Below are 21,856 nucleotides of genomic sequence, written 5' to 3'. Positions count from 1 at the left end.
TGATGCCTCCAGGCGGTGTCAGCGGGCGACTGTCGACAGCAGTCTGTCGACAATGATACGGGCCCGCGCCGGCGGCGGCGCGGGCCCGTCCACACTGCGTCAGCTCAGCTCGTCCAGGACGCGGGCGACGATGCGGTCGGTGCTCAGGCCGTAACGATCGTGCAGCGTCGGCAGGGCACCGGCGTCGAGGAAGCGGTCGGGCAGCGCGATCGGGGTGATCTTCCGGCCCAGGCCCGCGCCGACGGCGGCAGCGGCCACCGTTTCGAACAGCCCTCCGACGACCGTGTGATTCTCGAGGGTGACCACGAGGCGGTCCGTGTCGATCTCGGCGAGCACGGTGGCGGCGTCGAACGGTTTGATCGTCGGGGTGTGGACCACGGCGACATCGACGTTGTGCCGGGACAGCTCCTGCGCCGCCTGCAGTGCCCGCATGGTCATCAGGCCGCTGGCGACGAAGACCACGTCGTTGCCGTCGCGCAGCACCTTGGCCTTGCCGAGTTCGAAGGTGTAGTCGTACTCGTCGAGGACGGTGGCGACCTTGCCGCGCAGCAATCGCAGATAGGTCGGCCCCTCGCAGGCGGCCAGTTGTGGTACCGCCTGCTCGATGTCGACCGAGTCGCACGGGTCGACGATCGTCAGGTTGGGCATGCCCCGGAAGATGGCGATGTCCTCGGTGGCCTGGTGGCTCGGGCCGTAGCCGGTGGTCAGGCCGGGCAGGCCGCCGACGATGTTGACGTTGAGGTTCGGTTCGGCGATGTCCAGGCACAGGAAGTCGTAGGCGCGACGGGCGGCGAACACCGAGTAGGTCGAGGCGAACGGCACCAGTCCGGTTTCGGCCATGCCGGCGGCGGCGCCGAGCAGCAGCTGCTCGGCCATGCCCATCTGGAAGAAGCGGTCCGGGAACGCCTCGGCGAAGATGTGCATGTCGGTGTACTTGGCCAGATCCGCGGACAGTCCGACGATCTTGTCGTTCTCCCGTGCCGCCGCGACCAGTGCGTGGCCGAACGGCGCGGCGGTCGTCTTCTGGCCGGGGTCGACGAAGGAGGCGATCATCGCCGACGTCTTGAGCTTGGGGGCGGTGGTGGTCATCGAGCATCCTCGAGGTCGTATCCGGCGGTCAACTGGTCGCGGCAGATCTGCCATTCGTGCTCGTCGATGCGCATGAAGTGGGCCTTCTCCCTGGTCTCCAGCAACGGCACGCCCTTGCCGACTCGCGTGTCGCACAGGACGACCGCCGGCGCGCCGCGCACGGCGGCACCGGCCGCGGCCTCGTCGAAGGCGCCGAGCAGGGCGCCGGTGTCGTTGCCGTCGACGCGGTAGGTGCGCCAGCCGCAGGCGGTCCACTTGTCGTGCACGGGTTCGGTGCTCAGTACCCCGGCGGTCGGGCCGTCGGCCTGCAGGGCGTTGATGTCGACCATCGCGATCAGGTTGCCGAGCTGGTGGTGGTGCGCGCTCATCGCCGCTTCCCAGGTCGAACCTTCGTCGAGCTCACCGTCGGACAGGAAGTTGAACACCCGTGCCTGCGAGTCCTGGTGGCGCAGACCCAGGGCCATTCCGACGGCGATGGGGAGACCGTGCCCGAGCGAGCCTCCGGAGATCTCCATGCCGGGGGTGTAGGTCGACATACCCGACATCGGGAGGCGGGAATCGTCCGAGCCGTACGTCAGCAGTTCGTCGCGGGGAACGATCCCGGCCTCGGCGAGCGCTGCGTACAGGCCGATGGCGTAGTGGCCGGTCGAGAGCAGGAACCGGTCGCGGCCGGCCCAGTCCGGGTCGTCGGCACGGAACCGGAGGTGCTCCGCGTAGACGGTGGCCAGGATGTCGGCCGCGCCGAGGGCCTGTCCGACGTAGCCCTGGCCCTGTTCCTGGCCCATGTCGAGCACATTGTGCCTGAGGCGGTAGGCGAACTCGTGGACGGCGGCGAGGCGGCGGTCGCGATGGACGGCGCCGGCGTGCGCAGTGGTGGTCACAGCAGTTCCTTTTCCTTGGTGCTCGATGCCGTCCCGGACCGGTGGCGCAGCGTTGCGCCGCCGGGGCCGGAGGCGTGTTCTTCTGAGCGGGTGGCCTCGTCGGCGAGGCGACGTTCGGCCGCACCCCAGGTCTCCCGGGTGAGCAGGGCGGTGATCAAGCCGATCAGCCCGAAGGCACTGAACAGCAGGGCCGGGCCGACCCAGCCGAGAGAGACGTAGAGCAGGGTGGTGACGAACGGGGTGAAGCCGGAGACCATGGCCGAGATCTGGTAGGCCAGGGAGGCGCCCGACGCGCGCCGCGCCGCCTGGAACAGTTCGGGGAACCAGGCACCCTGGGCGCCGGCGAGGGCGTTCTGGCACACCGCGTAGGCGATGACGATCGTGGCGACGATCAGGACGAACAGGCCGGTGTTGACCAGCAGGAACATCGGCACGCCGAACAGGGCGGCGAAGGCGCACACGCCCAGGTACACCGGGCGCCGCCCGATGCGGTCCGTCAGGGCGGCCCAGGCGAAGGTGGCGACGATGCCGATCGCGGAGGCGACGCACAGCGCCAGGAGCGTTTCGGATTTTCCGGCCAGGTCGTTGGTGTGCAGGTAGGAGATCATGTAGGTGATCGAGACGGCGTATCCGGCGGTTTCGGCGACCCGCAGCCCGATGCCGCGCAGGATGTCGCGCCAGTCCTTCTTGATCGACTCGAGCACCGGGGACGCGGCAATCTCGCCGCTGTCCTTGACGTCTTCGAAGACCGGCGACTCGGGCACCTTGGACCGGATGATCAGGCCCACGGCAACCAGGACGATGCTGGCGAGGAACGGTACGCGCCACGCCCAGTCACCGTCGAGGTGCACGCTGAAGAGAAAGACGAGATTCGCCAGCAGCAGTCCGACCGGGAAGCCGGCCTGGACGATGCCGGTGTAGCGGCCCTTGGCCTTCCAGGGGGCGTGTTCGTAGCTCATCAGGATCGCCCCGCCCCACTCGGCGCCGAAGGCCAGACCCTGGACGATCCGCACCGTCACCAGCAGGGCCGGGGCGACGAGTCCGACCTGGGTGTAGGTCGGTAGCAGGCCGATCGCGAACGTGGCCAGGCCCATGACGATGAGGGAGGCGACCAGGACGGGCTTGCGCCCGATCCTGTCCCCGAGGTGTCCGCCGAGGATGCCGCCGAGGGGCCTGGCCGCGAATCCGACACCGAGGGTGGCGAAGGCGGCGAGGGTACCGATGACCGGATCGCCGCTGGGAAAGAAGGCGGTACCGAAATACAGGGCAGCGGCGGTGCCGAAGCCGATGAAGTCGTAGGTCTCGATGACCGCCCCTACCGAGGAGCCGATCGCGACGCGTTTCGCGTCTTTCGTGCCGTGGACGGGACCACGCATCCGGAGAGCATCGGTGCTCATGAACATCTCCTCTTCGAACCGGGAGGACCGGTGGGGATCGGGCAGTGGATGTCGACTGTCAACAGTGTGCACCGAGTGTGACCGCCGCCACCAGTCCCTGTCAACCGTCAATCTTCGACCGTTGACTGTTGACAGTGAATCGTTCTACCGTGGTCCCCATCACCCCGCTTCCTCGAAGGAGTTCTCGTGGTCCACGACCGGCTCGGCTGCTCGTCGATCAGCTTCCGTCACCTCGCGCTGAGCGACGCGCTCTCCACCATCGCCGAACTCGGGTTCGCCGAGATCGATCTCGGAGCCCTGCCGGGAGTGTGCGACCACGTCCCCTTCGGGCTCGACACCGCCGGCGTCGAACAGGTGACCAAGGAGGTGGCCGCGTCGGGCCTGCGCGTGCGCAGCGTCAACGGCGACATCGGCGACCTCAACCTGCCCCTGACCCCGGCACAGCGCGACGAGCGGAGACGTCACCTCGATCGGCTGCTCACCCTCACCGCCGGTGTCGGGGCCCGGGCGCTGGTCCTGCCGTGCGGAGCCCTCGACCACACCCCGGTCCGGTCATTGGACGAGGACCTCGATGCTGTTGCCGCCCAATTGGAGTGGGCAGCCGACACGGCCCGCACGTTCGGCGTGGCCCTGTGGACCGAGTCGTTGCACGTGTACCGGTTGTGCTGCGACACCGCACGTGCCGCGCAACTGACCGCCCGACTCTCCCCCGAGATCGGGATCGTGATGGACTTCAGCCACATCGTCGCTTCCGGCGGCGACCCGGTCGGCTTCGTCGGCCTGTTCGGCCATCGCATCACCCATGTGCACCTGCGCGATGCCGTCCCGGGGAACATCAATCTCGGCATCGGCAACGGCGCCGCCGATTTCGCCGCCGGCATCGACGCCCTCACCGCCTTCGGATACGCGGGCCACTTCAGCCTCGAACTCGAAACCCGCGACATCACCGACGCGCAGCGCCCCGCCGGCACCGCGGAGGCGGCCCGCCTCATCTCCCCCCTCATTCCCTGACCCAGCCATCAACAGCCATCGAGGAGAAACCCATGTCTTCCACCCAGCGCACCGCCGTCGTCACCGGCGCCACCTCCGAGCGCGGCATCGGCATCGCCACCGCCCGCCGCTACGCCGAAGACGGCTGGGCCGTCGTCGTCCTCGACCTGGACGGTGAAAAGTCCGCCAAGGTCGCCGCGGAGATCGGCAGCGACTACTCCGTCCCGGCGTTCGGCCACGACATCGACGTCGCCGACGAGGCCTCCGTCCAGCGCGCGCACGACGCCGTCGCCGCCGAAGTCGCCGCAGGAACCCTCCCGCCCGTCGGGGCCCTCGCCAACATCGCGGGCATCACGTCACCGGTGCCGTTCCTCGACACCACCCTCGAACTGTGGAACAAGGTCATGGCCGTCAACGCCACCGGCACCTACCTGGTGACCCGCGCCTTCCTGCCGGCGATGATCGACAACGGCTGGGGCCGGATCGTCAACATGTCGTCCGTCTCCGCCCAGCGCGGCGGCGGCGTCTTCGGCAAGGTCCCCTACTCCTCCGCCAAGGCCGCCGTCCTCGGCTTCACCAAGTCCCTCGCCCGCGAACTCGGAGACACCGGAGTGACCGTCAACGCCGTCACCCCCGGAGCGGTCGACACCGGCATCCGGGTGGGCAGCACCCCCGAGCAGGAAGCCGCCATCTGCCGCGACATCCCGCTCGGCCGCACCGCCGGCACCCGCGAAGTGGCCTCGGTCATCACGTTCCTCTCCTCCGAGGACGCCGCATACCTCACCGGCACCACCGTCGACATCAACGGCGGCAGCCACATGCACTGACCGCCGGGATCCGCGCCCGGACAGACACGGCCCCGCACCTTCTCCCGGCGCACGCGGCAGGGAGACCGTGTACTGCACGACAGTGCGGTGTCGACTCACACCCCCACCGACGACCATGAGCACACCGCCCGCCCGCGCCTCCGCGGAACTCGCCGTGCCGTCCCGCGACGAGCGGGAGGACTGGACCGCCCGCGCCGACTGCCGGTTCGTCGAGCCGTCCGTGTTCTTCGGCCCGGACGACGAGCCACGCGGTGTCCGCCTACGACGGGAACGCACCGCGAAACAGATCTGCCACACCTGCCCGGTCCGAATCCCGTGCCGTGCTTATGCACTCGACAGCCGGCAGAGGTACGGCGTCTGGGGCGGCACCACCGAAGCGGAACGCCGAGCCCGGCACCCCGCCCTCCCGGCAGCCGTCCCGCCGGAACCGAGGTGACACGATCACCTCTTTCACCCGTGAACCGGTGACACCGAACCCGTGTCACCGGTTCACGAGTCCGCCACCGCCCACGAAGCACCTCGGTCGTGCGGCGGAATGCCGTGGCGGCGAGTGAAACCCGGCACGCCGCGGGCCGCGATCCCGGTCTCGGCGAGGTTCAGCTCGCCAGGAACTCCAGCAGCACCTTGTTCACGGCCTCCGGCTGCTCGAGGTAGCCGTAGTGCCCGGCGTCCGGGATCTCCTGGTAGCTCGCGCCGGGGATCGCGTCGGCGACCTCCCGCGACAGGTACGCCGGGATCATCCGGTCGTCGGCGAAACCGACGGCCAGGCACGGCACCCGCACCGCCCGGTAGGCCGCGCGACGGTCGAACTCGCGGTCCATTCCCAGCTGCGCCCGCACACCCGGCGACGTCTTGCCGCCGGTGAACTCGAACACGTCGAGCCAGTCCCGCGCGGTGTGCGGGTCGGCCAGCGACGCCGGCGACAGGTTCATCACGGCCGTGACCGCCGCTCGGTACTTCGGGGGCAGCTCGACACGGCTGTCGTACAGCTGCCGCTCGCCCTCGGTCAGGGTGAGCTGGAACTGGTCCATGCGCGCGTGCCCGGCCAGGAACACCGCCTTGCGCACCAGGTCCGGGCGCGCCAGCGTCAGCTCCTGTGCGACACGCGCGCCCATCGAGGTGCCCACCACGTACGCGGGACCGCCGAGCAGCTCGATCAGTCCGGCGGTGTCGGCCACCAGGTCGTCGATGGTCATGCCGCCGAGGCTCTCCCCCGACGGCGCGATGCCGCGGTTGTCGAAGGTGGCGACGCGGTAGCCGGCCTGGACCAGAGCGGGGACCTGGTGCAGGTCCCAGACCCGGCCGGGGCTGCCCGTCCCCATGATCAGCACGACGAGGTCGCCGGTCCCCTTGACCTGGTAGTTCAGCGGGATGCCGTTGATTGTCGCGATGGGCATGAAAACCTTCCTGAGGTGGGTGGCACGGGTGCGGCCGTACGGCCGCACGGGCACAACGGACCGATCCACACTACCCTGCACCGCAGGTCGCGGCCCTGGCAGCACATCTCAGCCGCCGGCCTGCCAGGCCCGCCACAGCCGCGCATAGCGGCCCCCGGCGGCGACGAGCGCCGCGTGCGGTCCCTCCTCGACGACCCGGCCCGCCTCGAGCACGACGACCCGGTCCGCCGCCGCGGCCTGCGTCAGCCGATGCGCCACGACCAGGGCGGTGCGTCCCCGCGTCACGACGGCCGCGGCCGCTTCGAGGGCCCGTGCGCCCGCGCTGCCGGCCTCCGCGGTCGCCTCGTCGAGCACCACCACCGGTGGATCGGCGATCAGCACCCGCGCCAGCGCGAGCTGCTGGGCCTGGGCCGCGGTCAGGGGATGTCCGCCCTCGCCGACGACCGTGTGCAGGCCGTCGCCGAGCGCGCGGACCCACTCGCCGGCCCCGACCGCGTCGAGTGCCGCTGCCACCTCGTCCGCGGTGGCGCCGGGCCTGGCCAGCCGCACGTCGTCGAGCAATGGCCCGGCGAACACGTGCACCTCCTGGCTGACGATCACGACGCTGCCACGCAGCCGCGGTCCGAGTTCGCCGAGCGACCGGCCGTCGATACGGACCTCCCCCGAGGCGGGCGTGACGACGCCGGCCGCGGCCGCGGCGACCGTCGACTTCCCGGCGCCGGTCGACCCGACCAGGGCCACCGTCTCCCCCGGCGCGACCTTCAGGTCCACGCCGTGCAGGACCTCCGGCCCGTGCAGGTACCGGTGCCGCACCCCGGCCAGTTCCAGCGCCGGCGGACCGTCGCGTCGGACGTCGCGCGGACCGTCGCGCTCCGGCGGCTGCGCCGGGAGCTCGGCGACGCCCACGAGGCGGGCCAGGCTGGCGCCCGCGGACTGGACGTCGTCGAAGGTGAAGAGCAGGAGCCCGAGCGGCGAGAACAGGCGGTGGAACAGCAGTGCCGCCGCGGTGGCCTCGCCGACGGTCACCGCATCCGCCCGCACCAGCACGAACCCGGCGACGAGAAGCGCCGAGAGACCGACGAATTCGGCCCGGTTGGCGCGGCCCGCGAACCGGGTGAACAGGCCGAACACGCCGACGGTGAGGTCGCGGGCGCGGCCCGACGCGGCGTCGATGCCGGACAGGTGGGCCGGGTCGAGCCCGTAGGCGCGGACGGTGCGCACACCGTGCATGCTGCTGACGAGTGCCTGCGACCGTTCTCCCATCGCCACCCGCTCCGCGGCGTACAGCGGCGCCGACCGGGGCAGGTACCAGCGCAGGGCGAGCGCATACAGCGGCAGCGCTACGAGCCCGGCGAGCCCGAGCCGCCAGTCGATCCCGACCATGGCCGCGACGCTGACCACCACCAGCATCAGCGCCGCCACCAGCTGCGGCACCACCGAGACCAGTGCCTTTGCCAACACCGCGACGTCGTCGCCGACACGGGAGAGGACGTCGCCGTGCCCGGCGCGTTCGACGGTCTCGGTGGGCAGGCGCAGCACCCGCGCCAGGACCGTCTCGCGCAGCCGGGCCAGCACCGTCTCGCCCAGCCGCGCAACGAGGTGCAGGCCGGCGCCGTCGAGCACCCCGCCGACGACCGCCGCGGCTGCGATCAGCGCGACGACCCACCCGAGCGTGGCCATCGGCGCCTGTTCACGCACCCGGTCGACGAGGATGCCGAGGACGCGCACCGGCACCACGGAGGCCACCGCGGCCCCGACGGACACCGCCACGGTGAGCGCGACCCGGCCCGGCGCGGCGCGCAACTGCGCCCCCAGCCAGCGCCACGACCGTCCGGCGGAGGCGATCGGCAACAGCTCGGACTCGTGCGCCGTCATCGCAGCACCGCCGCCCGGTAGGTGGGGTGTGTGGCGGCCAGTTCGGCGTGGGTGCCGGCGGCGACGATCCTGCCGTCGTCGACCACGACCACGCGGTCGGCGACGGCGAGCAGCGCCGGGCTCGAGGTGATGACGACGGTCGTGTGCTCGCCCCCGTCGTGCCGGACGCGCGCGATCCCCTCCGCGACGGCCTGCTCAGTGACGGCGTCGACGGCGGTGGTCGGCTCGTGCAGCACCAGTACCGGGGCGCGCCGCACCAGCGCCCGCGCCAGCGCCACCCGCTGTCGCTGCCCGCCGGACAGGCTGCTGCCGCGGTCGACGATCCGCTGGTCGAGACCGTCGGGGTGGGTGTCGGCGACCTGCCCGGCGGCGGAGGCGCGGAGCACCTCCGGGGGTATGCCCCCGGACGGGTCGCACATGCCCGCGGTGATGTTGCCGGCGAGCGTGCCGGCGAACAGGTCGCTGTGGTGCGGTTCGGCGAGGACGGTCCGGCGTGCGGCGACGGGGTCGAGCGCGCCGAGCGGGACTCCCCCGACGGTCAGCTCACCGCGGACGTCCTCCGGCGGCACCTGCCCGGACAGCACGTCGGCGAGGGCCTCCGCGTCCTGCGGCCGGTGGGCGAGGACACCGAGCAGTTCCCCCGGTGCGACGGTCAGGTCCATCCCGCGCAGCGACCGGTAGCCGAGTCCGCGCAACACGAGGCGGCCGTCCGACGGTGTCCCGGTTCCGGCCGGCAGCAGCGGCGGCGCGTGCAGCACCAGCGACAGCCGGTCGGCGGAGGCGCGGGACGCGGCCCACGACGACGGCAGGGCGGCGAGCGTCCCGAGGGGTTCGACGACGAACTGGGCCAGGCCCACGACGGTGATGAGCTCGCCGACCGAGATCCGGCCGGCGAGCGCGGCCCAGCCCGCGACGCCCGCGACCGCGACGGACAGCAGCGCGCTCACCGCCGCCGAGGTGCCGGTGTAGACGCCGGCGGCGCGGGTCGCGCGGAGCGTCGCGGCGAGCGCGTCCGCGCTGGCCTCCCGGTAGCGGCGGGCGGCGGCCGGCTCGGCACCGAGGCCCCGCAGCGGTCGGAGCCCCGTGACGAGATCGGTCGCCAGGCCCGACGCCCGCGCCACCGCCTCCTGCTGTGCGGTCATCCGCCGGGTCAGCAGCGGGGTGGCGCGGTCGAGCGCGACGAGGATCGCGGGCGTGCCCAGCAGCACCAGCAGACCGAGGGGGACGTCGACGAGCAGCAGCGCCACCGCGGCCCCGGCCACCGCGGTGATCGCCGCGGCGGTGGCGGGCACCACGTGCAGGATCTGCGCGGCCCGCCCGGCGTCGGTGGTCGCCACCGCCAGGAGTTCCCCGATGCGCAGGGAGGTGCGCACCCCGCGCGGATCGAGGATCCGGCGCGCCACCGTGACCCGCAGCCGGTGCGACTCGGCCTCGATCGCCGCGACGAGCCGGCGCGCGCCGAAACGCCACGAGTAGGTGAGCACGACGAACAACGCGGCCAGGCCCGCGAGGGCGACGACCAGCGTCGGGACGTCGCCGCTGGTGACCGGTCCGTCGATGATCGCCCCGATCGCGACGGGGACGAGGGTCTCCATGACCTGGTGCAGCGAGACCAGCGCGGTGCCGATCGCCAGCGCGACCCGCTGGTTCGCAATCGTGTGCCGCAGCAGCCGCAGACCCGGCTCCTTCCCCTGATCGATCCGGCGAGCACCGTCGCTGCTCATGCCTCCCACCACACGAAACTCTCCGTTCCCCGTCCCCGCTCCCAGAAGTGAGCCAACCCTAACTCGTGGAGCGGCTGGCGTCGGAGTCGCCGGTTCTCATAGAGTCGCACTACGAATGACCTGCTCGAACGGAGCAGCCAGCCCGGGAGGAACCACCATGGCCGCGGACGCCACCACCGAGAACGACATCCCCGACGAGGAACTCGAACCCGTCGCGGACGAGACGGCCCGTCAGGCACAGCGTGTCGTCGCTGCCTACGCGGAGGATGCGGACGAATGCCGCATGCTGCTGTCCATGCTCGGCATCGGGCCGAACCCGAAGACGGACTGAGCGGATACCGGCGAACAAGGACAGAGGAGCACCACGTGGCTGCAGGTGAGGAGTCGATGCACGTGGGTGGTTCGGACTTCGTGGTCGTCGCGAACCGCCTGCCCGTCGACCTCGAGCGTCTTCCGGACGGCTCGACCCGATGGAAGCGCAGCCCGGGTGGCCTCGTCACCGCGCTCGAGCCGATCCTGCGCAACAACCGCGGAGCGTGGGTCGGCTGGGCCGGTGTCGCCGACGCCGAGCTCGACCCGATCGTCGAGGACGGCCTCGAGCTGCATCCGGTGCCGCTGAGCGGGCAGGAGATCGCCGACTACTACGAGGGCTTCTCCAATGCGACGCTGTGGCCGCTGTACCACGACGTCATCGTCCGGCCGGAGTACCGGCGGGAGTGGTGGAACACCTACGTCGAGGTCAACCGCCGGTTCGCGGAGGCGACCGCGAAGGCGGCGGCACAGGGCGCGACGGTGTGGGTGCAGGACTACCAGCTGCAGCTGGTGCCGAAGATGCTGCGGATGCTGCGGCCGGATCTGACCATCGGCTTCTTCCTGCACATTCCGTTCCCCCCGGTGGAGCTGTTCATGCAGATGCCGTGGCGGACCGAGATCGTCGAGGGCCTGCTCGGCGCCGATCTGATCGGCTTCCATCTGCCCGGCGGTGCCCAGAACTTCCTGTACCTCGCGCGCCGGCTGGCCGGTCATCAGACCTCCCGCGGCACCGTGGGTGTGCGCTCGAAGCTCGGGGTGGTGCAGGTCGGGTTCCGTGCGGTGCGCGTCGGTGCGTTCCCCATCTCCATCGACTCCGGGCAGCTCGACGAGCGGGCCCGCCGCAAGTCGATCCGCGACCGCGCCAAGCAGATCCGCAAGGAGCTCGGCAACCCGAAGCACATCATGCTCGGCGTCGACCGGCTCGACTACACCAAGGGCATCGACGTCCGGCTCGACGCGCTGCTCGAGCTGATCGCCGAGGGCCGGGTGGATCCGGCCGAGACGGTGATGGTGCAGCTGGCCACCCCCAGCCGCGAGCGCGTCGAGTCGTACGTGCAGATGCGCGGCGCCATCGAACAGACGGTCAGCCGGATCAACGGCGAGTACGCCGAGGTGGGCCGGCCCGTGGTGCACTACATCCACCGGCCCATTCCGCGCGACGAGCTGATCGCGTTCTTCGTCGCGGCCGACGTCATGCTGGTGACGCCGCTGCGCGACGGCATGAACCTCGTCGCCAAGGAGTACGTGGCCTGCCGCAGCGACCTCGGCGGCGCCCTCGTCCTGAGCGAATTCACCGGGGCGGCAGCGGAACTGCGCCAGGCATTCCTGTGCAATCCGCACGACCTCGAGGACGTCAAGGACAAGATGGAGGCCGCGCTGAACCAGTCCCGCGAGGACGGTCGGCGGCACATGCGGGCACTGCGCCGGCAGGTCCTCGCCCACGACGTGGACCGATGGGCGCGCTCCTTCCTCGACGCACTCGCGCATCAGGGCGCGGCCGGTCCGGCGCTGATCGCGCCGGCGGAGGTCGGCGAGCCCGAGTGACAAGCACACCGGACCGCGAAGCCTACGGTGTCCGGTCGTCGTCCGAGCGCAACGTCGAGGAGGCGACGACCGGGACGCCGGCACAACGCATGCCCACGCCCGCCGATTCCCTCGACGTGCTGCTCGTCGAGGACGACGCCGGGGACGAGCTGATCATCCGGGAGTCGTTCGAGGCCAACGAGATCGGCAGCACGCTGCACGTGGTCCGGGACGGCGCGGAGGCTCTCGACTTCCTGTACCGGCGCGGGGCCCACGCCGGCGCCGTGCGGCCGGCGCTGGTGCTGCTCGATCTGAACCTGCCGAAGTACGACGGGTGGCAGGTGCTCGAGGCGGTCAAGGCCGATCCCGACCTGGCGTCCATCCCCGTCGTCGTGCTGACGACGTCCACCGCCGAGGAGGACGTGGTGCGCAGCTACCGGTTGCGGGCCAACGCCTACGTCTCCAAGTCGGTGGACTTCGACCGGTTCGTCGCCACCGTGCGGCACATCGACCGGTTCTTCGTGCACATGGTGCGCCTGCCCGGCCGCTGACCGTCCGCCCGGCTCAGATCGGGGTCAGGCGGCTCACCAGCCAACGGCCGTCGTGCTTCTCGAGTTCGACGCGGACGCGGCTGCCGCTGCTGACCGCCTCGGGATTGACGGAACTGGTGGTGATCTGGTTGAGGAACAGCAGGGTCGCCGCCCGGTCGGCCTCGGCCGACACGACCGACGACGCCTGCACACTCACCTGCACGGTGATCGCCTTCTCCTTGGCGCCGGGCGCGATGACGTTCTTCATCAGGTTCGTGTACTCGTCCCGGAAGTCGCCGGTGAGCCCGTCGGAGGCGGCGGCGACCTGCTCGTCGACCGTGGCATGGTCGTACGCGAGCATCGCGACGGCCTGCTCCTCGGCGGCCTGCAGGGCCTCGGTCCGGGCGGCCTCGGCGCCGTCGCGCTCGACCTTGTCGTACACGCCCACGCCGACGAGGCCGGCGAGCACGATCGCCGCGGCGGTGAGGGCCGCGAGCAGCATCCGGCGCGCACCTCCCCCGGAGCCGGGCTGCGCCGTAGCGCTTTCCGCGCCCTCCACGCCCGCGGCGTCGTCGGTCTTCTCGAGGGTCACGGCCTCGTCCTTCGAATGCTCGGTCATGGTACGAAATCCACCTTCGAGGCCAGCAGCCGACCGTTCTCGTCGCAGATCGTCACCCGCAGCCGGAAGTCGCGGGGCTCGGGTTCGGGCTGTTCCGCGTTGCTGACCATCGACCGCGCGGCCACGAGCGAGGACATGCAGGCGCCGTCCTCGGCCTGGATTCCGGCCTCGATCACCTCACCGGTGGTGTCCACGTTCGCCTTGGTCACCACATCGACGAAAGGCCCTTCGCGTCCTTCGAATTCGGCCTTGAAGTCACCGGTCGCCCCGTCGAGCAGACGCTGTACGTCCTCGGCCGCGCTCTGCGGGTGGATGGTGGTCAGATTCAGCACGGTCTGCCGCGCGGCCTGCAGGTACGCCGCCCGCCGGGCGTCGTGGTCGCGGTCGGCCGTCGCGCCGAGCCACAGCCACACTCCGGCGCCCACCAGGGCGAGGACGATCAGGGCTGCGACCGCGGGGAGCACCCGGCTCTGCCGGGCGGGTCCGGTCTCCGGCGGCGATGTCGTGGGGGTCTCTTCGTCCGCCATCAGCCTTGCTGCGCCTTCATGTACGTCTCCAAACTGGTCTCGGGGCCGGTGTCGACGTTGCGGTACACCGTACCGTCGGGACCGATGTACGTTCCCGTCGCCGGGTCGATGCCGCGCGCCGTCACCCCGGCGGGCGCGGCCGCACCCGTCCCGGTCGCGTGCGAGGCGGGCACCGGCATGTCGCCTTCCGACTGCACGGGCGTCGGGGCGCCCCGCCACGGGTTGTCGAGGTATTCGGGCTGGTACCCGTTGCGGCACGCCTCCGGCGTGGGGGCACGCCGGCCCGGGAACTCCATGCACGGCAGGTTCCGCGCGCCTCGCACGGCGTTCGGATCCGACTGCGGGAGCTTGCAGTACACCTCGCCGGGGGGTGTCCACCATCGTGGTGTCTGCAGGGCTGCGCCACTGTTCGGGCGGCAGGAAGCCGGACAGGCACGGCGGCGGATCGTGCAGCTGCAGGTGGAAGTCGACGACCGCGCCGTCCTCGGCCGGTCCGCTGCCGGCCGCGGTGATCAGCGCCGTGGTCATCGGCGGGTACAGCACCAGGATCTGTTCGATGCCGGCGTTGTAGAGCACGCCCACCTCCCCGACGCCGACCATGTTGGCCAGCAGCAGCGGCAGCGTCGGCCGCAGGTCCTGCAGCAGCTGTTCGGCCTCGGCCGCGGCGCCCGGCCCCCTTCGCGAGCACCGCCCGCAGGTCGGTGTCGGCGGCCCGCAGCCCGTCGGTGAACGTCAGCATGTCCCGCGTCCAGGAGCGGATCGCGTCGCTGGTGACGACCTGGGTGTCGAGCAGCGGACCGAGCTGATCGAGCAATGCCTTCGTCTGCTCGCTGCCGGCGCTCGCCTCCTGCACGAACAGGCGGGTCGAGTCGATGAGCCGCTGCAGGTCGGGCCCCGACCCGTTGAACGCGTCGAACGACTCGTCGACGACGGTGCGCAGCCGTGTGTCGCTGATGCTGGCGAGCAGGACGTCGGCCTGGTCGAGCAGCTCGCCCACCTCCTGCGGCACCGACGTCCGGTCGGCCGGGATCACGTCGCCGTCCGACAGATGCTCCCCGTTCGAACCATCTTGCGGGGGAACGAAGTCCACGTACTGCTCGCCGACGGCGGACACGCTGCGGACCGCTGCGTCGACGTCGGCGGGGATCGAGCGGTCGCTGTCGATCGACAGGATCGCCTCCACTCCGGCCGGCGACAGCTGCACCTTGTCGACCACCCCGACGGTGTTGCCGCGGTAGGTGACGTTGGCGTGCGGGTAGAGCCCGCCGGTGGAGGGCAGTTCCACGATCACCGTGTACCGGCCGACGCCGAGCAGCTGCGGGAGCCGCACGTACTGCAGCGACATCACCAGCAACCCGACCACCGTGAGCACCGAGAAGATGGCGAGCTGGATCCGGACGAACTTCGACAGCATCATGGCGCGGGCACCCCCAGCGGGGGCAGCCCCGGAATGGTGATCTCCCCCAGACCGGGGACCGACAGGGTTGCGGCCGGGCCGGGCGCGGGTTGCGCGGCCGGCTGCTGGAGTGGGGCCTGGAAGGGGTCCGCGGACTGGGCCGCCAGCCCGGCGTCCCGGCCGAGGATGCCTTCCGGGCCGGCGAGGCGCCCGGCGAGCGGGGTGCCGGTGAGGAAGTTCAGGTCCAGCCGTTCGAGGGTGAGGTCGATGGTCATGGCGAGGTTCGCGTAGTCGCCCCGGATCACCTGGTCGATGCCGGCCTGCGGGAACGGATAGGTCAGCAGCACGCCGAGCACCTCGGTCAGCGCGTTGCCCGCGTCGGCGAGCGCACGCAGTGTCGGAGCCAGCGCCTGCAGGTTGGTCTGCAGGTCGTCGCCGCTGTTCTCGACGAGCCGGCTGGCGACGGTGCTCATCTCGCCGAGCGAGGTGAGCGCGGTGGTCAGGTCCTGCCGCTGTTCCACCAGCACGTTCAGCGCGGCCGGCATCTCGTCGAGCGCACGGACGAGGGTGGCGTTCTGCGCGTCGACCGTCCACGCGAGCCGATCGATGCCCTCCATCGCGGCGATGATGTCGCCGCGCTGCCGGTCGAGGGCGCCGACGAGTTCGTCGAGCCGCGGCAGCAGGTTCCGGATCGAGTCCTCCCGCCCGTTCAGCGCCGCGTTCAGCTCGGTGGTGATGTCGTTGATCTGCGCGAGTCCACCGCCGTTGAGGACCACCGACAGCGACGACAGCGTCTGCTCGGTGGTCGGGTACACCCCGGCCCGCTCGAGCGGGATCAGGTCGCCGTCCTCGAGCCGGCCCTGCGGCGGCTCGTCCGCCGGCGACGCCAGTTCGAGGTGCTGCGAGCCGAGCAGGCTGGTCTGCCCGATCTTGGCGGTGGCGTTCGCCGGGAGTTCGACGTCGCCGTCGAGGGCCACCGTCACGAGCGCGTGCCAGTCCTCGACCTCGATCTTCGTGACGCTGCCGACCTGGACGTCGTCGACCCGCACCGGCGAGTTCTGCGTCAGGGTGGTCACATTCGGCATCTGGATCCGTACCTGGTAGGCGTCCTCGCCGTGCCCGGCGGTGCCGGGCAGGGGGAGGGAGTTGAGCCCCTCCCATTCGCATCCGGTCAACGTCAGGGACGCCGCGACCGCCATCGCGGCGGCGGCGTACCGCCGTGCCGGGCGGGTGTGCCGGGTTCGGGTGCTCATCGTCCTCCTCCCGGCTGCAACAGCGCACCGAGGTCGGGGGGAACCGTCACGGTGGGCAGATCCGAGAGCGGCCCGGCCGGCGGCGGAGTGGCGTCCGCGGGTGCGATGCCCCGGCCCGCCGCCTCGGCTTCCGCCTCGAGACCCGGTTCGGTGTACACGATCTGGTCGGGGAACGCCTCCACCGCGGCGATGGGGTTGGTCATGATCGGCAGGTAGTTCATCGCCAGCGACTGGAGGACCGGCCCGAGCTGCTGGCGGCACAGCTCCGCGCTGCGGTCGGAGGTGGCGTTCGCCGCGGCGGCCACGGACCCGCACATGAACTCGACGGGGTTGGCGAGGTTGCTGATCGCCAGCGCACCGGTGAGCGAGCCCTGGGCGGGCTTGTAGATGTCGTAGAAGTTCGCCAGCGCCGTCGGGCCGGAGTGCAGGACCCGCTCGATCTCGGGCCGCTTGCGTGCGAGCACCTCGGTGGCGTCGGCGAGGCGCTGCACCGACTCGGTCAGCGCTGCCCGGTTGTCCTGCACGAACCGCTGCACGTCGCCGACCGCGAGGTCGAGGTCCGCGAGTGAGGTGCCGAGCTGGCCCGAGCTCTGGGCGAGGACGTCCGAGACCGACGCCAGCCGGCCACCGAGCTGGACGATCTGCTCGTTGCTGGTCGAGAGCACCGACACGAACGCCTGCAGGTTCCGGACGGTGCCGAACAGGTCGGTGCGCCCCTCCGACAGGGTGTGCATGGTGTCGGACAGTTCGCGCAGCGTGGCACGGACGGTCAGGCCGTTGCCGTCGAGGTTCTCGGCGGCGGTATCGATGAAGCGGCCGAGCGAGCCCTGGGGGTCGAGGCCCTGGGGGCCCAGCGCCTCCGACAGGCGCATCAGTTCCGTCTTGATCTGGTCCCATTCGACAGGCGAGGCGGTGCGCTCGACCGGGATCGTCGCGTCGTCGGCGAACTGCGGGCCGCCCGAGTACGCCGGGGTCAGCTGGATGAAGCGCGCGGACACGAGGCTCTGCGCGATGATCACGGCCTTGGCGTCGGCCGGGATGTCGACGGAGTCGTCGACCTGCATCTGCACGCGCACCAGGTCGTCGCCCGGCTCGATGCGGGTGATCGTGCCGACGCTCACGCCCAGCACGCGTACGTCGTCGCCCTCGTACAGGCCGCTCGTGGAGACGAATTCGGCGTTGATCGTGCGCTTCCCCCAGCCGGGCAGCACCACGGCGAATGCGACGAGGGCCAGGGCCACCACCGCGACACCGGCGATCACCGGTATCAGCAGGCGGCGGCGCTTTCCGGGCCGCCCCCCGGGGGCCTCGAGGGTGTGGGTGCTCATTCGCCATCCTTCGTGATCGACGGCGGGTTCTTCGGAATGATGTCCTGCAGGTCCTGCTGCAGCAGCTCGGGGGCGACCGTGCTGTCGACCAAGGCCTTCCACCACGGCGCGGGCAGGACGTTCGACACGTACGCGTTGAAGAACGGACCGCTCGCCACGGACTCGCCGAGCGCGCTGATGTACGGGCCGAGACCGTCGAGGGCGCCGGCGATGTTCTCCTTGTTCGCCTGCAGGTTGGCGGTCACCGCGTTGAGCTTCTCCAGGGTGGGAGCCATCTGCGCCTGGTTCTCCTGCACCAGCGCCGACAGCTGCCGTGAGACCGCGGAGATGTTCGCGATCAGCTCGGTGATCGCGTCGCGGCGCACGCTCAGCTCCCCGAAGAGGGCGTTGGCGTCCACCACGAGGGCGTTGATCCGGTCGCTGCGCTCGGCGAGGATGCCGGTCACCGATTCGGCGCGGGCCAGCAGGTCCTCGAGCGACTCGTCGCGCGCGTTGATGGACCGGGACAGCCTGGTCATTCCCTCGAGCGCCCCGCGCAACTCGGGTGGGGTGTCCTGCAGCGAATCCGACAGCGCGTTGAGCGAGTCGTTGATCTGCTCCGTGTCGAGATCCGACACCGATGTCGTGAGGTCGCCGAGAGCGTCGGTGAGCGAGTACGGGGAGTCGGTGCGCGCCAGCGGGATCGGCTCGCGCGGGTCGAGCGTCCCCGAACCGTAGGGCTGCACCGCGAGGGACTTGCGGCCGAGCACCGTGTTCGTCTTGATGTCGGCCCCGGTGTCCTCGCCGAGCGCGATGCCGTCGCGGACGGTGAAGGCGACGAGAACCTGCTGGTCGTCGAGGCGGACGTCGGTGACCTCGCCGACGTCGACGCCGGCGAGGGTGACGGTGTCGCCGGGCACGAGACCGCCGGCGTCGGCGAAGTACGCCGAGTAGGTCAGGCCGCCGGAGAGGAACTGCAGCTGGTCGTACTGCAGGCCGGCGAGCACCGTCGCGGCCGCGACGGACAGGCCGACGATGCCGACCTGCACGGGATTGCGTTCACGGATCGGACTCATTCGATCTTCGCGCACCTTCCGGTCGTCTGCTCGGCCGACGTGAAACGGATGGTGGTCCCGTCCGGTCCCGAGAACTTGAACGTGTTGGCACACAGGAAGAATTGGAAGAAGTTGCCGTACACCCCCACCCGGATGAGCTTCTTGTAGTCGTTCGGCAGCCGCTCGAGCGTCCGGTTGATGTCGTCGCGCCCGAGGTCGAGCTGCGTCATGGTGCGGTTGGTCTCGGCGATCACCGACTGCAGGTCCGGCCGGTTGTTCTGCAGCAGCGAGGCGAGATCCCCGGTGCCGGCCGCGATCCGCGGGATGGCGGTGCCGATCGGGTCGCGGTCCTGCGCGAGCCCGCTCACCAGGGTCTGCAACCGGTCGACGGTCTCGGTGAACTGCTGGTCGTTCTCGTCGATGGTGGCGAGGACGGCGTTGAGGTTGTCGATGACGTCGCCGATCAGCCGGTCCCGGTCGGCGAGGGAGTTCGTGAACGAGTTGGTGTTGCCCAGCAGCGACACCAGGGTGCCGCCCTGCCCCTGGAAGACCTGGAGCAGCGCGCCGGACAGGTCGTTGACCTGCTGCGGGTCGAGGCCCTGCAACAGCGGCTTGAATCCGCCGAGCAGCAGGTCGAGGTCGAGCGCGGGTTCCGTCTGCGCCACCGGGATCGTGCCGCCGGCCGGCAGCGTCTCGCCGGTACCCGGTCCCTCGAGCAGCTCGAGGTAGCGGTCGCCCACCAGGTTCTCGTACCGCACCGTGGCCTTGGTGCTCGCCAGCAGCGTGTGCTCGGCGTCGACGTCGAAGGACACCTCGGCCTGGTTGCCGCGACCGATGTCGACGCTGTCGACCGACCCGACGGGCACCCCGGCGATGCGGACCTTGTCGCCGGCCTGCAGCCCGGACACGTCGGTGAACGTCGCGTGATAGGTCTGCGTGCCGGTGAACCGCACCTGGCTGAACACGATCGCCAGTGCCGCGAAGATCAGCACCATCACGACGGTGAACGCGAGGAACTTGACCGTGGTGGCCCTCACCGGATCACCCCGCTCCCCCGCGGTGCCCGGCCCACCGGGCGCGTCCACGTCCGCCTCTGCGACTCCGGCATCTCACTCGCCTCCCGGGAGCATGTCGCCGAACAGGAAACCGAAGATCGTCGGGTACCGCACCCACGTCTCGGTGTTCGGGTGGAACGGCACGGGATGGGTGTCGGCGACGACGAAGGGGGCGTGGCCGTCGCGCTTGGGATCGAAGGCCGGCAGCCCGTGGCAGTTCGGCCCACCCGTCGCGCCCACCACCGGCAGGTCCTTCTCGTGGTCGTACATGGTGGCGCCGCCCAGGAAGTTCGTGCTCAGCATCAGGGCCGGGTACTTGCCGGTTCCGGCCATGGGCTCGAAGGCGATTCGCGCGTCGTTGAGCCCGATGATGAAGCACGTCAGCTCCGGCGAGTACTCGCCGAGCAGCGTCGTGGTCTCCGTCAGCAGGTCCAGCGCCGAGGTCAGCTGCGCCTCGTTCTCGCCGAGGACGTCGCGACCGGTGTTCGCCAGGCCGGTCACGTTCATCAGCATCAGGTCCAGGTTGGCCTGCTCGTCGACGACGGTGTTGCCGATCGAGGTGGCGTTGTCGAGCAGGTTCATCACGTCGGGCGCGACGTCGGCGTACAGGTTGGTGACGTCGGCGGCCACGGCGAGGTCGTACTGCAGTTGCGGCAGCGAGGGATTCATAGTCGCGAGATAGTCGTCGGCCTCGACGAGGGTGGCGCCGAGGGTGTCGCCGCGACCGTTGAGGGCCTCGGAGATCGCCCCGAGGGTGGCGTTGAGCTTCTCCGGCTGGACCTGCGCGAGCACGTCGGACAGGTGCTGGAAGACCGTGTTGAACTCGACGGTGACGTTCTCGGCCGCGATGATCGCGCCCTCCTGGAGCGGCACCGGCGACGGATCGTCCGGCATGAGCAGATTGACGAACTTCGCGCCGAACACGGTGGTGGACTCGATGGCCACGCGCACGTTGGACGGCACCAGGTGCAGCTGGCCGGGATCCATCGCGAGCTGCAGCAGCGCGCCGTCGGGGGTGTGCTCGACGGACCGGACCCGGCCCACCTCGACACCGCGGAGCTTGACCTTCGCGTCGGGCTCCAGCACCAGGCCGGACCGCGCCGAGGTGACCGTGACCGGGGTGGTGGCGGTGAAGGCACCGGCGAACATCAGCAGCGCCAGCGCGACGGCGACGGTGAGTCCCCCGACGAGACCGAGGGCCGCGAGTTTCTTCTTCCAGGAAGGTGTGTCCATGCGCCTATCCCGACAGGTTGAAGTTGCCGGTCGCCCCGTACACCGCGAGCGAGATGAGCAGGGTCACGGTCACCACGGCGATCAGGGATGCGCGCACGGCGTTGCCGACGGCGACGCCGACACCGACCGGGCCGCCACCGGCGTTGAAGCCGTAGTAGGTGTGGATCAGCATGACGGCGACCGCCATGACGATGGCCTGCACGAACGACCACAGGATGTCGGTGGGGATGAGGAACGTGTCGAAGTAGTGGTCGTACACGCCCGCGGACTGGCCGTAGAGCACGACGGTCGCGAAGCGGCTGGCGATGAACGACGCGATCACCGCCAGCGAATACAGCGGGACGATCGCGATCATCCCCGCCATCACGCGGGTGCTCACGAGATACGGGATCGACGGGATCGCCATGACCTCGAGCGCGTCGATCTCCTCCGAGACCCGCATGGCGCCGAGCTGGGCGGTCGAGCCGGCGCCGATGGTGGCGGCCAGGCCGATGCCCGCGATGGTGGGCGCCGCGATGCGGACGTTGATGAAGGCGGCGAAGAAGCCCGTGAGCGCCTCGACGCCGATGTTGCCGAGGGAACTGAAGCCCTGCACGGCGATGATCCCGCCGGTGAACAGGGTCAGGAAGCCGACGATGACGACCGTTCCGCCGATCACGGCGAGCGCACCGGTGCCCATGCTGATCTCGGCGATCAGCCGGACCGTCTCCTTCGGGTAGTGCGTGATCGCGCGCGGGGCGTATCCGAGCGCCTTGCCGAAGAAGAGCGCCTGCTCGCCGAGCCGGTCCACGGAGTCGGAGGCGCGGGCGACACGGCGCCGCACGCGGGGGAAGCGCCAGGAGATCACTGCCATCTACATCACCGC

At 70.7% G+C, this 21,856-nt stretch carries 20 protein-coding genes and 1 pseudogene; 6 read left to right on the top strand and 15 right to left on the bottom strand.

Features of this window, described 5'->3' with window-relative positions; genetic code table 11:
• Nucleotides 1-99: 99 nt before the first annotated feature.
• From ISO16_RS21610 to ISO16_RS21600, 3 genes are read right to left on the bottom strand one after another with little or no spacing between them, the layout of a single operon-like run.
• Entirely contained in the window at nucleotides 100-1,089 is a 990-nt protein-coding gene (locus tag ISO16_RS21610; RefSeq protein ID WP_072634296.1) for a transketolase family protein, read from the bottom strand.
• The gene (locus ISO16_RS21605) at nucleotides 1,086-1,970 is read right to left on the bottom strand and encodes a transketolase (RefSeq protein ID WP_072634295.1); all 885 of its coding nucleotides are present in this window, start codon (nucleotides 1,968-1,970) and stop codon (nucleotides 1,086-1,088) included. Before ISO16_RS21605 ends, ISO16_RS21610 begins: the two co-directional genes overlap by 4 nt.
• Complete coding sequence (locus tag ISO16_RS21600; protein WP_072634324.1) at nucleotides 1,967-3,367, bottom strand: MFS transporter; 1,401 nt, start codon at nucleotides 3,365-3,367, stop codon at nucleotides 1,967-1,969. Before ISO16_RS21600 ends, ISO16_RS21605 begins: the two co-directional genes overlap by 4 nt.
• Nucleotides 3,368-3,553: 186 nt before the next feature.
• Between ISO16_RS21600 and ISO16_RS21595 the strand changes: the two genes are divergently transcribed.
• The 3 genes from ISO16_RS21595 (at nucleotide 3,554) to ISO16_RS21585 (ending at nucleotide 5,620) form a co-directional block, all read left to right on the top strand.
• On the top strand, nucleotides 3,554-4,378 hold the full coding sequence (locus ISO16_RS21595; RefSeq protein ID WP_072634294.1) for a sugar phosphate isomerase/epimerase family protein: 825 nt from the start codon (nucleotides 3,554-3,556) through the stop codon (nucleotides 4,376-4,378).
• 32 nt (nucleotides 4,379-4,410) lie between these two features.
• The gene (locus ISO16_RS21590) at nucleotides 4,411-5,184 is read left to right on the top strand and encodes an SDR family NAD(P)-dependent oxidoreductase (protein ID WP_006937897.1); all 774 of its coding nucleotides are present in this window, start codon (nucleotides 4,411-4,413) and stop codon (nucleotides 5,182-5,184) included.
• A 115-nt stretch (nucleotides 5,185-5,299) separates the two neighbouring features.
• Nucleotides 5,300-5,620, top strand: a complete 321-nt coding sequence (locus ISO16_RS21585; RefSeq protein WP_083662391.1) for a WhiB family transcriptional regulator — start codon at nucleotides 5,300-5,302, stop codon at nucleotides 5,618-5,620.
• A 160-nt stretch (nucleotides 5,621-5,780) separates the two neighbouring features.
• On the opposite strand, the gene ISO16_RS21580 is transcribed toward ISO16_RS21585, so the two are convergent.
• From ISO16_RS21580 to ISO16_RS21570, 3 genes are all read right to left on the bottom strand, one after another.
• Nucleotides 5,781-6,581 (bottom strand): alpha/beta fold hydrolase, encoded by an 801-nt coding sequence (locus ISO16_RS21580; RefSeq protein ID WP_006937895.1) that lies wholly within the window; start codon nucleotides 6,579-6,581, stop codon nucleotides 5,781-5,783.
• Between the two features lie 108 nt (nucleotides 6,582-6,689).
• The gene (locus ISO16_RS21575; RefSeq protein ID WP_072634293.1) at nucleotides 6,690-8,456 is read right to left on the bottom strand and encodes an ABC transporter ATP-binding protein; all 1,767 of its coding nucleotides are present in this window, start codon (nucleotides 8,454-8,456) and stop codon (nucleotides 6,690-6,692) included.
• The gene (locus ISO16_RS21570; RefSeq protein WP_072634292.1) at nucleotides 8,453-10,180 is read right to left on the bottom strand and encodes an ABC transporter transmembrane domain-containing protein; all 1,728 of its coding nucleotides are present in this window, start codon (nucleotides 10,178-10,180) and stop codon (nucleotides 8,453-8,455) included. The genes ISO16_RS21575 and ISO16_RS21570 overlap by 4 nt, the downstream gene beginning before the upstream one ends.
• A 157-nt stretch (nucleotides 10,181-10,337) precedes the next feature.
• Between ISO16_RS21570 and ISO16_RS21565 the strand changes: the two genes are divergently transcribed.
• The 3 genes from ISO16_RS21565 to ISO16_RS21555 are packed head-to-tail and all read left to right on the top strand — an operon-like array spanning nucleotide 10,338 to nucleotide 12,567.
• On the top strand, nucleotides 10,338-10,511 hold the full coding sequence (locus ISO16_RS21565; protein WP_006937887.1) for a hypothetical protein: 174 nt from the start codon (nucleotides 10,338-10,340) through the stop codon (nucleotides 10,509-10,511).
• Nucleotides 10,512-10,567: 56 nt separating this feature from the next.
• Entirely contained in the window at nucleotides 10,568-12,037 is a 1,470-nt protein-coding gene (locus ISO16_RS21560; protein WP_164528090.1) for an alpha,alpha-trehalose-phosphate synthase (UDP-forming), read from the top strand.
• On the top strand, nucleotides 12,034-12,567 hold the full coding sequence (locus ISO16_RS21555; protein WP_006937883.1) for a response regulator: 534 nt from the start codon (nucleotides 12,034-12,036) through the stop codon (nucleotides 12,565-12,567). Before ISO16_RS21560 ends, ISO16_RS21555 begins: the two co-directional genes overlap by 4 nt.
• Nucleotides 12,568-12,580: 13 nt before the next feature.
• Here ISO16_RS21555 and ISO16_RS21550 read toward each other — a convergent pair whose 3' ends face one another.
• From ISO16_RS21550 to ISO16_RS21510, 9 genes and pseudogenes are all read right to left on the bottom strand, one after another.
• Nucleotides 12,581-13,165 (bottom strand): twin-arginine translocation pathway signal, encoded by a 585-nt coding sequence (locus ISO16_RS21550; protein WP_072634291.1) that lies wholly within the window; start codon nucleotides 13,163-13,165, stop codon nucleotides 12,581-12,583.
• Entirely contained in the window at nucleotides 13,162-13,692 is a 531-nt protein-coding gene (locus ISO16_RS21545; RefSeq protein ID WP_006937879.1) for a hypothetical protein, read from the bottom strand. Before ISO16_RS21545 ends, ISO16_RS21550 begins: the two co-directional genes overlap by 4 nt.
• Nucleotides 13,692-15,109 (bottom strand): annotated as a pseudogene (locus ISO16_RS21540) (MCE family protein). The gene ISO16_RS21545 and the pseudogene ISO16_RS21540 overlap by 1 nt, the downstream one beginning before the upstream one ends.
• Nucleotides 15,106-16,341 carry an MCE family protein gene (locus ISO16_RS21535; protein ID WP_072634289.1) on the bottom strand — a complete coding sequence of 412 codons (1,236 nt, stop codon included), beginning with the start codon at nucleotides 16,339-16,341 and terminating at the stop codon, nucleotides 15,106-15,108. Before ISO16_RS21535 ends, ISO16_RS21540 begins: the two are co-directional and overlap by 4 nt.
• On the bottom strand, nucleotides 16,338-17,669 hold the full coding sequence (locus ISO16_RS21530) for an MCE family protein (protein ID WP_006937873.1): 1,332 nt from the start codon (nucleotides 17,667-17,669) through the stop codon (nucleotides 16,338-16,340). Before ISO16_RS21530 ends, ISO16_RS21535 begins: the two co-directional genes overlap by 4 nt.
• Complete coding sequence (locus tag ISO16_RS21525) at nucleotides 17,666-18,724, bottom strand: MCE family protein (protein WP_006937871.1); 1,059 nt, start codon at nucleotides 18,722-18,724, stop codon at nucleotides 17,666-17,668. Before ISO16_RS21525 ends, ISO16_RS21530 begins: the two co-directional genes overlap by 4 nt.
• A complete protein-coding gene (locus tag ISO16_RS21520) occupies nucleotides 18,721-19,740 on the bottom strand; it encodes an MCE family protein (protein WP_006937869.1) in 1,020 nt (339 codons plus the stop codon). The genes ISO16_RS21525 and ISO16_RS21520 overlap by 4 nt, the downstream gene beginning before the upstream one ends.
• A 72-nt stretch (nucleotides 19,741-19,812) precedes the next feature.
• Nucleotides 19,813-20,991, bottom strand: coding sequence for an MCE family protein (locus tag ISO16_RS21515; RefSeq protein ID WP_006937867.1), 1,179 nt, complete (start codon nucleotides 20,989-20,991; stop codon nucleotides 19,813-19,815).
• A gap of 4 nt (nucleotides 20,992-20,995) precedes the next feature.
• Nucleotides 20,996-21,844: an MlaE family ABC transporter permease gene (locus tag ISO16_RS21510; protein ID WP_029541049.1), complete on the bottom strand. Its 849-nt coding sequence runs from the start codon at nucleotides 21,842-21,844 to the stop codon at nucleotides 20,996-20,998.
• Nucleotides 21,845-21,856 lie beyond the last annotated feature (12 nt).

It is taken from the genome of Rhodococcus sp. M8, assembly GCF_015654185.1.
Lineage (GTDB): Bacteria > Actinomycetota > Actinomycetes > Mycobacteriales > Mycobacteriaceae > Rhodococcus > Rhodococcus aetherivorans.
This window is presented reverse-complemented; position numbering and strand designations above follow the sequence as displayed.